Raw genomic sequence first — 11,502 nt, forward strand, 5'->3', positions numbered from 1 at the left:
GTTCAGCTCAGGGCCTGTCGGTATCGGCGCGCCACTTCACGCCATTCGATGACATTGAAGAACGCGCCGATGTATTCCGGCCGGCGGTTCTGATAACGCAGGTAGTAGGCATGCTCCCAGACGTCGAGACCGAGAATCGGCGTATTGCCATGCATCAGCGGGCTGTCCTGATTGGCACTGCTTTCCACTACCAGCTTCTTCTCCGGCGTCACGCTGAGCCAGGCCCAGCCGCTGCCGAAGCGGGTCAGTGCAGCCTTGGTGAACAAATCCTTGAAAGCCGCGAACCCACCTAGTTCGGCATCGATGGCTGCCGCCAGTTCACCCTCTGGAAGCCCGCCACCGTGGGGCGACATCACCGTCCAGAACAGGCTGTGGTTGGCGTGCCCTCCCCCCTGGTTGATCAGGGCCGCATGCAAGCTCTGCGGCAAGGTGCTCAACTGGCCGAGCAGTTCCTCGACCGGCACCTCGACGTAGGGCGTTCCCTCCAGTGCTGCATTCAGGTTGTTGATATATGTTTGATGATGCTTGCTGTAGTGGATTTCCATGGTCTGCGCATCGATGTGCGGCTCCAGAGCATCGTATACGTATGGCAGTGCTGGCAGGCTATGAGGCATGAACGCTCTCCTTCAGTGATAGTGGCGGCCATGACTGGCCTGATTGTTCGCAGGGTGCTGCCAGGCATGACGCTGCGAAGCGCCAAGCAGACGATCGGTACGCGGGAAGGCACCGTGCTCGCTGATGAACTGCAGCAATTCCAGGTAGGTGCGACGGCTGTGATGCAGGGCAATTTCACGCAGGGCCTGCGGCTGCTGCATGTCGGCCAGGGTCTGCAGAAGGCGCTCATGGCTTGCACAGAGGTTCTCCGCAGCCTCCTCCGGCTGCCCCAGCGTCAGATGCAGGTCGGCCAGGTTGTGGTGCGAAATGACGAAAGCGGCAACCGCCATGTTGTGATCGGCCCAACGCCCGAACATTACCTGCGCCTCCGCCAGCGCCTGCAGATAAAGCTCGCGAGCCTGTACCCAATCGCCCTCGGAGAAACAGCGATTGCCCGTTTCGATGATGGTTTTCCAGTGCTCCATGACAGACCTCCTGATAGGAACCGAGCCACGCCATGCGGCATGCCGAGACCATCTCGAAAGCGCCTGCTATTGCGCGTTCGAGATGGACAAAGCCCCAGCGACATGACCGGAACTGAAGGGAAAACGGCTCAGAGGCCGCCTTCGGTGAGTTTTTCCGGATTCAGCAGTTGCTCGAGCTGCGCCCGCGACAGATCGGTGTGCTCCAGCGCCACCTCGATGATCGGCCGCCCTTCGCGATAGGCCTGCTTGGCGATCTCGGCGGCCTTGAGATAGCCGATGATCGGGTTAAGCGCCGTGACCAGGATCGGGTTGCGCTCCAGCGCTTCCTTGAGTTTGGGCTGGTTGACCTTGAAACTGGCGATGGCGCGATCGGCCAGTAGATGACTGACATTGGTCAGCAGCTGCATGCTGTACAGCAGGTTGTCAGCGATCAGCGGCAGCATCACGTTCAGCTCGAAGTTGCCGGACTGCCCGGCGATGGCGATGGTCGAGTCGTTGCCGATCACCTGCGCAGCGACCATGGCCGCCGCTTCGGGGATGACCGGATTGACCTTGCCCGGCATGATCGACGAGCCAGGCTGCAGCGCTTCCAGCTCGATCTCCGCCAGCCCCGCCAAAGGCCCCGAGTTCATCCAGCGCAGGTCGTTGGCTATCTTCATCAGCGACACAGCGGTGGTCTTGAGCTGCCCGGAGACCGCAACGGCAGTGTCCTGCGAGCCGATCAGCGCGAAGAAGTTGCTGCCGGGGGTGAACGGCACACCGCTCAGACCACTCAACTCCCGACAGAACTGTTCGGCAAAACGCGGATGGGCATTGACCCCGGTACCAACCGCGGTACCGCCCTGCGCCAGCGCCTGCAGGCTGGGCTGTAGCGCACGCAAGTGCTCGATGTTGGCCTGAATCTGCTGCCCCCAGCCGTCCAGCACCTGGCTCATGCGTACCGGCATGGCATCCATCAGGTGGGTACGGCCGGTCTTGACGTAAGGCTGCACCTCCAGCGATTTCTCGCACAACACCTTGAGCAGATGACCGAGTGCCGGCAGCAGACGCTCATGCAACTCGATGGCAGCACTGGCATGGATAGTGGTAGGGATGATGTCGTTACTGCTTTGCCCACAATTGACATGATCGTTGGCGCTGACCTGGCCACCGAGAATGCGGCTGGCCAACGTGGCGATCACCTCGTTGGCGTTCATGTTGGAGCTGGTACCGGAGCCGGTCTGGAACACGTCGACCGGGAAATGCGCCATGAAGTCACCGTCGAGCAGTTGCTGGCAGGCACCGACGATGGCATCGCCCATGGCCGGCTCGATCTGCTGCAGTTCGACGTTGGCCCGGGCGGCAGCGGCTTTGGCCAGAATCAACGCACGGATGAAGGGTGCCGGCATGCGCTGCCCGGATACCGGGAAGTTGTTGACCGCTCGCTGGGTCTGCGCGCCATACAGCGCCGCGTCCGGTACCTCCAGTTCGCCCATGCTGTCGCGTTCGATGCGGGTGTCACTCATAGGGATGTCCTTGTGCCGGTTCGTTGAATGAGAGGGAGGGTTCCAGGCGCAGCGTCGCCAGGCGATTGAGCAGCACGTTCAGGCTGCGCTGACGGGGAAGGTCGTGTGCCTGTTGCTGCATGACTCGCAGAGGTCGGTAGGCGCGATCCAGGCAGAGGGCACGCCAATGCCAGGGCAATGCCGGGTCACAGGCAGTGTCGAGCAACAATTCGAGCGTGATACGCGATGCGCGCCAGGCATCCAGCAAGCCACGATCGACCAGTTGCCGGGCGTGCCACTCGTGAAACTCGAGCAGGCGCGGTTCATCAGGGCGCAGTGCGCAGCGCACGAGAAAGCCCTGCCAGTGCCAGCAGTTCACGCAAGGAGTGAAAAAGGGATAGAACATGGACGTCCACCTGATCATGAAATGATATTTATTCTCTTTTGAGAAAAATAATCAATACAGAATCTATGTGGACTTTCAGACAGAGGCAGACTCACAGCCTCTGGGGATGACAGGCAAGCATGATCCGAACGGCCATGCCTGCCTGATTTCAGCGGGACTCAGCTCCCGGCGACAGTCATCTTCTCGATCAGTACCGAGCCGGTGCAGATATTGCCGCGACGTTCCAGATCACGGCCGACTGCGACGATCTGGCGGAACATGTCACGCAGGTTGCCGGCGATGGTCACCTCCTGCACCGGGAACTGGATTTCACCGTTCTCGATCCAGAAGCCAGCCGCCCCTCGCGAATAATCGCCAGTCACCAGATTCAGCCCCTGCCCCATCAGTTCGGTCACCAGCAGTCCACGGCCCATTCGGCGTATCAGCGCTTGCTGATCCTCGTCGCCATGGGTGACGAATAGGTTGTGCACACCACCGGAGTTGGCCGTGCTCGGCAGCCCCAGCTTGCGCCCGGAGTAAGTGCCAAGCACGTAGGAAACCAGCTCGCCCTTCTCGACGAACGGTTTGGCATAGGTGGCCAGGCCGTCGCCATCGAAGGTTGCACTGCCCAGAGCTCGCGGCAGATGCGGACGCTCATCGAGGCTCAACCACTCAGGGAACAGACGCTGACCAAGCGCACCTTCGAGAAAGGAAGAATGGCGATACAGGTTGCCACCGGAAATGGCCGCCAGCAGGTGGCTGAACAACCCACCGGCAAGCTCCGCAGCGAACAGTACCGGAACCTCGCAGGTCGGTACCGGGCGCGCGCCGAGACGGCTGACCGCACGCACCGCCGCGCGCTGACCGATGTCCGCGGCATCGGCCAGCAATTCGCCCTGGCGATTGACGTCATACCAGTAGTCACGCTGCATCTGCCCTTCGCCCTCGGCGATCATCACGCAACTCAGGCTGTGACGGGTGCTGGCGTAGCCGCCGATGAAACCGTGGCTGTTGCCATAGATGCGGCAGCCCTGGTGCGTACTGAGGCTGGTGCCATCGGCATTCTTGATTCGCTGATCAGCAGCGAATGCCGCCGCCTCACAGGCCAGCGCCTGTTCTACGGCTTGTTCCGGGGTAATCGACCAGGGGTGATAGAGATCCAGCTCCGGCAACTCGCGCGCCATCAGCGCAGCATCGGCCAGGCCCGCGCACTCGTCTTCGCTGGCATGCTTGGCAATGGCCAGCGCCGCCGCCACCGTCTCGCGAATGGCGGCTTCCCCCGTCGCCGAAGTACTCGCCGAACCCTTGCGCTGCCCCACGTAGAGGGTGATGCCAAAGCCCTGGTCGCGATTGAACTCGACGGTTTCCACCTCGCCCTGGCGCACCGTGGTAGACAGGCCCTGGCCAGCAGAAACGGCCACTTCACAGGCGCTGGCGCCCTGACGAGCAGCCTCGGCGAGAATCGCCTCGACCTGTTGCTGCAGCGCTGGCAAAGCCTGCGGCCCGATCCGTTCTACTTCACTCATAACCTCTCCCGATTCTCTTGTCGCGAACGCCAATGGCTCGCTCTCGACTGCCCGCCCACAGGCCGGCAGTCACGGTTACTGCTATCATGGCGGCGTTTCCCTTTGGACCCACCCCATGTCTGATTCCTACGACGACTTCTCCCTGGAGAAGAGCAAATCCCAGGTCAAACGCGAACTGCATGCCCTGCAGGAGCTCGGCGAGCGATTGACCACGCTCAAAGCGGATCTGCTGGCCAAGATGCCGCTGACCGATGCCCTGCGCCGCGCCCTCACCGAAGCGCCGAAACATACCGCCAACGCCGCGCGCAAACGTCATATCCAGTTCATCGGCAAGCTGATGCGTGAACAGGATGTCGACGCGATCCTTGCCATGCTCGACCAGGTAGACAGTTCCACCCGCGAATACAACGAACGCTTCCATGCCCTCGAGCGCTGGCGTGACCGCCTGATCAGCGAAGGCGACAGCGCCCTGGAAAGCCTCGTCGAGCTCTACCCGGACGCCGACCGCCAGCATCTCCGTGGGCTGATCCGTCATGCTCAGCACGAAGCGGCACACAACAAACCACCAGCCGCTGCACGCAAGGTGTTCAAGTACATCCGCGAGCTCGACGAAATCCAGCGCGGCTTGCGTTGAAACCGGCTCGGGGTGAATGCGTCCACGTATTCACCTCGAGCTTGTCAGCCACAGCAGCAGTGGCACGCACCAGGCCAACGTGGCCAGTAAACCGACCAGCGCGACCAGGCTGTCATTCCAGCGCTTTGGCTGGATCCGCCCCGCGGACACCAGCCGTAACGTCCAGTAGCCCTTGCCGTACAGCACCACTTCGAACACGAAGCTGAGTAGTGCCTCCAGCATCAGGCGCCTGTACCGCCGACAGTGATCGCATCGATCTTCAACGTCGGCTGACCGACGCCAACCGGTACCGACTGGCCGTCCTTGCCGCACGTGCCGACACCACTATCCAGTGCCAGATCGTTACCGACCATCGATACTTTGCTCATCGCCTCCGGGCCATTGCCGATCAGGGTCGCGCCCTTGACCGGAGCAGTGATCTTGCCGTCCTCGATCAGGTAGGCCTCGCTGGTGGAGAACACGAACTTGCCACTGGTGATATCGACTTGGCCGCCACCGAGATTGGCGCAGTAGATGCCCTTCTTCACCGAGCGAATGATCTCTTCCGGGTCGCTCTCGCCGGCCAGCATGTAGGTGTTGGTCATGCGCGGCATCGGCAGGTGCGCGTAGGACTCACGACGACCGTTACCGGTAGCGGCCACGCCCATCAGACGGGCATTGAGCTTGTCCTGCATGTAGCCCTTGAGCACGCCATTCTCGATCAGCGTGGTGCACTGGGTCGGCGTACCTTCGTCATCGACGCTGAGCGAGCCGCGGCGTCCAGCCAGAGTGCCGTCATCGACGATGGTGCATAGACTGGAAGCGACCCGCTCACCCACCTTGCCGCTGTAGGCCGAGCTGCCCTTGCGGTTGAAGTCACCCTCCAGACCATGGCCAACGGCTTCGTGCAACAGCACGCCAGACCAGCCGGCGCCCATCACCACCGGCAACGTGCCGGCCGGTGCCGGGATGGCCTCCAGGTTGACCAACGCCTGGCGCAGCGCCTCACGGGCGTAGCCCATGGCCCGGTCCTCATCGAGGAAATAGCGGTAGTCGGTTCGCCCACCGCCGCCGTGACCACCGCGCTCGCGACGACCGTTCTGCTCGACGATGACGCTGACGTTGAAGCGCACCAGCGGGCGGATGTCGGCACTCAGGCTACCGTCATGCGCGGCGACCAGGATGCGATCCCAGACCCCGGCCAGGCTCACGGTCACCTGTTTGATACGCGGATCCAAGGCACGCGTGGCGCGGTCGATGCGCTGCAGCAATTCGACCTTCTCGGCACGGCTCATGACGTCCAGCGGGTTGCCTTCGGCATACAGCTGGGTCACCTGCGGGCTGACGAAGGCCTGCACGCGGCCCTGCTGGCCAGCACGGGAAATCGAGCGTGCGGCGCGGGCGGCCTGGCCCAGCGCATCGAGGCTGATGGCGTTGCTGTAGGCGAAGCCAGTCTTCTCACCGGACTGCGCACGCACACCGACGCCCTGGTCGAGGTTGAAGCTGCCTTCCTTGACGATGCCGTCTTCAAGCGCCCAGGTCTCCGAAACCTGGCTCTGGAAATACAGATCGGCTGCATCGATTCCCGGCCCGGCGACCTCGCCCAGAACAGAAGCGAGACTGTCCAGCGTCAGGTTGCCGGGGGCGAGCAGATGCTCGCTGACGGATTGCAACATCGTATTCATGGTCACTCCACAACGATCGGACGTGTTACGTCCGATGGAAAGAATCGGCGGTGCTGCTGCACCGGCATACGTTGGCGAATCGCCGTCTGCTCAGCAGCATCGCGCGAGGCCAGCAAAACGGTCTCGCCCTGATCCTGCTCGGCCAGTACCACACCCCAGGGATCGACGATGGCCGAATGACCGAAAGTCTGCCGTGGCCCTGGGTGTTCACCGCCCTGACCCGCCGCCAGCAGGTAGCACTGAGTTTCGATGGCGCGGGCACGAATCAACACCTGCCAGTGCGCGGCGCCGGTAACGCCAGTGAAGGCCGATGGCGCACTGATCAGCTCGGCGCCCGCCTGGCGCAACGCCGAGTACAACTCGGGAAAACGCAGGTCGTAGCACACCGTCAGGCCCAAACGCCCGACCGGGGTATCGGCCACCACCACGCGCTCACCATGCGCGAAATCATCGGACTCCCGGTAACGACCTCGATTGTCGCTCACGTCCACATCGAACAGATGCAGCTTGTCATAACGCGCCGCACGCTCACCCTGCTCGTCTATCAGCAAGGAACAGGCCCGCGGCTTGCCCTCGGCATCATCGTCAGGCGGCAGCGGCAAGGTACCCGCCACTATCCATAAGCTGAGGTCGCGCGCGGCCTGTTTCAACCAGGGCAGGATCGGCCCTTCGCCCAGCGCCTCGGCCCGGCCGATGGCCGCCAGGTCACGGCGGCCCATTGCGGCGAAGTTTTCCGGCAGCACAGCCAGGCGCGCACCGCCCTGGGCGGCACGCTCCAGCATGCGCCGAGCCAGCCTGAGATTGGTCTGCACATCATCCTGGCTGACCATCTGAATGACGGCGAGATTCATGGACACCTCATTGGTAGCGTTCTGCACAGGCTACGCCATGTCGCCAGGTCATTGCGGTTTTTCGAAGGGTTTGTCGAAGCTGATCTCCGGATCCTGCATCGAGCCCTTGACGTCGTATTGCACGCTGGCAAAACGCGCCACCCTGTCGCCGAGCAGCTTGTCGACGACGAACAGCGCACCACCGATGGCCGGAGCACCGACGATCAGCGCCGCCAGCGGCAGATTGTTGGTCACTGGCAGAGTAACCAGCAACTTGGCATCGACCCGCTCGTTGCGCACATCGAGATTGCCCTTGAGCTCGAGGTTGCTCGAAGGCCCGGTCATGGTGATCGGCTCATTGGTGACGAGCAAACCATTGGTGGCCTGCAGGTTGCCCTTGACCCGGTCGTAGCTCAGGCCCTTGCCCAGCAGGTCGGAGAAGTCCAGACGCAGCCGGCGACCGATGGAGTTGAAGTTGAGCACCCCGAACACCCGCAGCGCCTGGGCCGAGCCCTGCACCTCGACGAACTGACCGTTGCGCAGCGAAGGGTCGAGATTGCCACTGAAGCGTTTCAGCGAGAACCACGCCGGTGACCCCGGCCAGTTGCCGTCGGCATCCAGGCGGAAGCTCTCGCTGGTCACGCTGGGCGCATAGCCCCAGGCCTTGAGTACCTCGCCCAGATCCTTGCCCTGCAAGCGCCCCTTGTACCAACTGCGGGTATTGCCAGGATCGCCAGACCAGCCAGCAGAACCACCGATCCTGAGCCCTTGCAGGTCGAGATCGAGCTCGTCGAAACGCACGCCCTGTGCCTCCGGGCGCACTTTCAGCGACCAGGCACCGAGCACCTTGTCGCCGCGCTGCACGCGCTCGATACGAATATCCAGCGGTGGAATCTGGCGGGGGTCGAAATCAGCCAATGGATCGGGCGCATCGGCTGACTTTTCGGCGTCCGGATCAGGCGCAGGCAGCCGTACATGCTGCAGGTCGACACGAATCGGCACACCCTCGGCGTCGGCCACCACCACCCGCCCGGCAGCCAGCGCGCTGTCGAGCTGCAGTGCCCAGGCCTGGCCTTCGCGTGCCAGCCCCACATTTACCTGCTCGACCTCCTGGCCAAAACCGCGGAAGCGCCCGATCTCGAGCTGACCACCTCTGAACAGACGCTGGCTATCGGCATCGACGCTGACCTTGTGACTCTTGCCAGCCTGCTGCCAGGCGCCCAGGTCCAGTTCATCGAGGCGCCCGCGTACGCGCAGGCCCTGCCCGGGTGGCAGACCGGCTGCGCCGCCGCCCAGCACCACTTCGCCACGCCCATCAGCCAGAGCCGCGGCAGGCGCTGCCAGACTCAGGCTGGCCACATCGCCATAGTCGGCCCAGTAACGCCGTTCACGCCCGGAGAGCGTCATGCGCCAATAGGCCTGACGCTCCTGCGTCGCCACCTTGCCGAAGGGTGCTGGCAGGTCGATGGCGACGCCCTTCAGGTTGGAGTCGACGCGCAACTGACTGTCATCACCATCAAGTGTCAGACGCAGGCGATAAGGCAACAGCCCACTGACTGGCAAACTCTGCGGCCCCCCCAGCCACTGGCTGAGCGTATCGACCTGAACCTGGCCGTTCAGATCGAACAACGTACGCGCTCGTCCACGCGCACCTTCGGCGCTGATCTTGCCGCGCACCTGGCGACCGAACACCTGCGCGCGCACATCCGGAGCGCTCAGGCCGGCGGCACTGTCGAAACGAAACGCCCCTCGAACCTGACTCAATTGCAGATCAGGATTGGCCAGCTTGAGGTTGGCGCCCTCGGTGGCAAAATCCACCACGACGCCCGGCTTCTGCCCTTTGTGCAACGGAATATCCAGCTGCAGGTGCCCGCTCAGCGGGCCTTCACCCTGCCAACCGGCGAAGATCTCGCCAGTGCCCAGTGGCGCTTCCTGCAACAGCTTGATGGCATCGCCGAGACTGCTTTGCACCTCGCCATCGAGTTGCAGTCGCGGCGGTTTGCCATCGTGCAGCAGAGGGATAGTCGCGGTAACGTCATTGACCTGGCTATCCAGCAGGCGGCCCTGTTTGAGACGCACCCGCACGGCATCATCCTCGATCAGCACCTCACCACGCCCCTCGCGCAGCGACGGCCAACCCGGCTGAAAGGCCAGCTCGGCGTCCTTGACCAGAAAGAACAGGCTGAGGCTGCGCGCACCGAGAGGCGCGCCCTTGTTCAGCGAGCCCTGATACTGGAAATAGCCCTCCTCGACCTGACCCGCACGAATCGCGGTCTTCAGCCAATGGTCGAGTTCGGCGCTCATACCCGGCGAGCGGCTCGGCAGATACTTCTCGGTGTAGGCCGCGTCGCCATCGCGCAGGCCAACGCGCAAATCCATGTAGTCCTCGGCCTCGGGATCGCGCAGCAGGCGGATCAGCATGTCGCCGGCAATCTGCCCTTCTTCGCCATCCAGACGCATGTAGGGGCTGACCAGGGTCAGCCCCTCTTCGTTCCAGGCCCAGCTCAGCCGCGCCTGAGCATGACGGTAGCGCCAGGGTTCGGGGAACAGCTGATCAAGATGCAGGGCAAAATCTTCGGTATTCAGGCGTAGCTCACCCTGAAACATATTGCCGGACACACTGCCGCTGACGTTCTCCGCCGCCGGAGCACCGTGATAGGCCTGGATCCCCACCTTGGCCAGGTTGGCGGCGAACTGCAGGCGTTCGGCGCCTTCGCGCTGCGGGTAATAGTCGAGCAGCAGGTTGCTCACTGCGCCGACTGGCGCCAAGGCCACCAGAACCTCACGAGCACGCTCCGGCATCGGCGCCAGGGCCTCAACCAGCGGTGCCCAGGCGTCCAGATCGAGGCGATCGGCCGTCAGCGCCCAACGCTCGTCGGCACTCTCCCGATCCTTCTGCGCCAGGGTCATGTGCACTTCCCCGATACGCTGCTCACCATGAGTCAGCGCCAGGGAGTCGATCTGTGCGCGTACACCCTGGTCGTCCTGGCTGAAATAGGCATTGAAAGCCAGATCCTTCAGCGTCACGACCTCGTGCTTGGCCTGACCGCCAATCAGCTCGGGCGCATGCAGACGCAGCGCGCCCTTGCGCAGGGCCAACCCTTGCCCCTCGAGCCAAAGCTCGCCGCCGGCCTGCAGACGCTGCAACTGCCAATCGCCGATCAGACGTTGTGGCAACCAGGCAGCCCAATCGCTCTGCGGCAGGCTCAGGTACAGCTCCGACTTGGCTTCACGCCAGGTCTGTGGCTGCATCCGGGTGCGCAGACGCAGGGCCACCGGTTGGCCGTCCGGCAGCAGCAGGCGGCCGTCCAGGCGCTGACTATTGGCGCCATAACGCAGGCTCAGATTGACGTAGCTGAGCAGCAGCGGTTCACCGTCATGCGGCTGCAGCACGACACGGCTATCGAGCAGGCTGACCTGGTGCAGCACGCGGGCCTGCTCCAGCACCTTGGCAACATCCAGTTCGGGGCTGTTGCGCTGCGGCAAGCCCTGCAGGTGCCAGGCGCCCTCTTCGTCTTCCTGCAGGTTCAGTTGCAGGCCGTCGAATTGCAGATGGGCGATGCGAGGCTGCCATTGCAGCAGGCTGCCCAGCATGTCCGGCATCAGTTGCACACGCTCCAGGCTGAGGCCCTCGCCTTCCTCACCGAGCTGCACATCATGCGCCACCAGCAGCGGCGCGAAGCCCTGCCAGCGTCCCTCCAGGCGACCGATGCGCAGCGGCATGCCCAGCGCCTCGCTGGCCCGATCCTCCAGCTCCAACCGGTATTCGGCGACCAGCGGTACGAGTTCACGCCCCAGGCTGACATACAGCGCAGCCAGAACCAGCAACGCGGCGCAGCACCCAAGGCCCCAGCGCAGCAGACTCAGGGTAAAGCGGCCGATCACGCCCACTTCAGGGCT

The 11,502-nt window shown here is 63.3% G+C and carries 10 protein-coding genes; 1 reads left to right on the forward strand and 9 read right to left on the reverse strand.

All coding sequences use genetic code 11. From position 1 onward, the window contains the following. Positions 1–2: 2 nt before the first annotated feature. The 5 genes from HS968_RS21370 to pmbA form a co-directional block, all read right to left on the reverse strand. Complete coding sequence (locus HS968_RS21370) at positions 3–614, reverse strand: superoxide dismutase (protein WP_179622580.1); 612 nt, start codon at positions 612–614, stop codon at positions 3–5. Between the two features lie 12 nt (positions 615–626). Continuing rightward, on the reverse strand, positions 627–1,079 hold the full coding sequence (locus tag HS968_RS21375; RefSeq protein WP_238338870.1) for a hypothetical protein: 453 nt from the start codon (positions 1,077–1,079) through the stop codon (positions 627–629). Between the two features lie 128 nt (positions 1,080–1,207). Then, a complete protein-coding gene (locus HS968_RS21380) occupies positions 1,208–2,584 on the reverse strand; it encodes a class II fumarate hydratase (protein ID WP_182368590.1) in 1,377 nt (458 codons plus the stop codon). Next, positions 2,577–2,969, reverse strand: a complete 393-nt coding sequence (locus tag HS968_RS26450; protein ID WP_238338871.1) for a FagA protein — start codon at positions 2,967–2,969, stop codon at positions 2,577–2,579. Before HS968_RS26450 ends, HS968_RS21380 begins: the two co-directional genes overlap by 8 nt. 158 nt (positions 2,970–3,127) lie before the next feature. Beyond that, positions 3,128–4,474: a metalloprotease PmbA gene (pmbA, locus tag HS968_RS21390; protein WP_182368592.1), complete on the reverse strand. Its 1,347-nt coding sequence runs from the start codon at positions 4,472–4,474 to the stop codon at positions 3,128–3,130. A 115-nt stretch (positions 4,475–4,589) separates the two neighbouring features. On the opposite strand from pmbA, the gene yjgA reads away from it, so the two are divergent. Further along, the gene (gene yjgA, locus HS968_RS21395; protein ID WP_182368593.1) at positions 4,590–5,108 is read left to right on the forward strand and encodes a ribosome biogenesis factor YjgA; all 519 of its coding nucleotides are present in this window, start codon (positions 4,590–4,592) and stop codon (positions 5,106–5,108) included. A 30-nt stretch (positions 5,109–5,138) separates the two neighbouring features. Here yjgA and HS968_RS21400 read toward each other — a convergent pair whose 3' ends face one another. Genes HS968_RS21400 through HS968_RS21415 form a run of 4 tightly spaced genes read right to left on the reverse strand, consistent with a single transcriptional unit; the run spans position 5,139 to position 11,493 of the window. Continuing rightward, on the reverse strand, positions 5,139–5,330 hold the full coding sequence (locus HS968_RS21400; protein ID WP_179622583.1) for a hypothetical protein: 192 nt from the start codon (positions 5,328–5,330) through the stop codon (positions 5,139–5,141). Then, complete coding sequence (gene tldD / locus HS968_RS21405) at positions 5,330–6,772, reverse strand: metalloprotease TldD (protein ID WP_106737140.1); 1,443 nt, start codon at positions 6,770–6,772, stop codon at positions 5,330–5,332. The genes HS968_RS21400 and tldD overlap by 1 nt, the downstream gene beginning before the upstream one ends. 2 nt (positions 6,773–6,774) lie before the next feature. Then, positions 6,775–7,623 carry a carbon-nitrogen hydrolase family protein gene (locus HS968_RS21410; RefSeq protein ID WP_182368594.1) on the reverse strand — a complete coding sequence of 283 codons (849 nt, stop codon included), beginning with the start codon at positions 7,621–7,623 and terminating at the stop codon, positions 6,775–6,777. Positions 7,624–7,671: 48 nt separating this feature from the next. Then, positions 7,672–11,493 (reverse strand): YhdP family protein, encoded by a 3,822-nt coding sequence (locus tag HS968_RS21415; RefSeq protein ID WP_182368595.1) that lies wholly within the window; start codon positions 11,491–11,493, stop codon positions 7,672–7,674. Positions 11,494–11,502: the final 9 nt, after the last annotated feature.

This window comes from Pseudomonas berkeleyensis (assembly GCF_014109765.1).
Lineage (GTDB): Bacteria > Pseudomonadota > Gammaproteobacteria > Pseudomonadales > Pseudomonadaceae > Aquipseudomonas > Aquipseudomonas berkeleyensis.

Excerpts from the sequence above, each read along its gene's own strand:
- HS968_RS21370 (WP_179622580.1), bottom strand. The coding sequence starts at position 614 with ATGCCTCATAGCCTGCCAGCACTGCCATACGTATACGATGCTCTGGAG.
- HS968_RS21375 (WP_238338870.1), bottom strand. The coding sequence starts at position 1,079 with ATGGAGCACTGGAAAACCATCATCGAAACGGGCAATCGCTGTTTCTCC.
- HS968_RS21380 (WP_182368590.1), bottom strand. The coding sequence starts at position 2,584 with ATGAGTGACACCCGCATCGAACGCGACAGCATGGGCGAACTGGAGGTA.
- HS968_RS26450 (WP_238338871.1), bottom strand. The coding sequence starts at position 2,969 with ATGTTCTATCCCTTTTTCACTCCTTGCGTGAACTGCTGGCACTGGCAG.
- pmbA (WP_182368592.1), bottom strand. The coding sequence starts at position 4,474 with ATGAGTGAAGTAGAACGGATCGGGCCGCAGGCTTTGCCAGCGCTGCAG.
- yjgA (WP_182368593.1), top strand. The coding sequence starts at position 4,590 with ATGTCTGATTCCTACGACGACTTCTCCCTGGAGAAGAGCAAATCCCAG.
- HS968_RS21400 (WP_179622583.1), bottom strand. The coding sequence starts at position 5,330 with ATGCTGGAGGCACTACTCAGCTTCGTGTTCGAAGTGGTGCTGTACGGC.
- tldD (WP_106737140.1), bottom strand. The coding sequence starts at position 6,772 with ATGAATACGATGTTGCAATCCGTCAGCGAGCATCTGCTCGCCCCCGGC.
- HS968_RS21410 (WP_182368594.1), bottom strand. The coding sequence starts at position 7,623 with ATGAATCTCGCCGTCATTCAGATGGTCAGCCAGGATGATGTGCAGACC.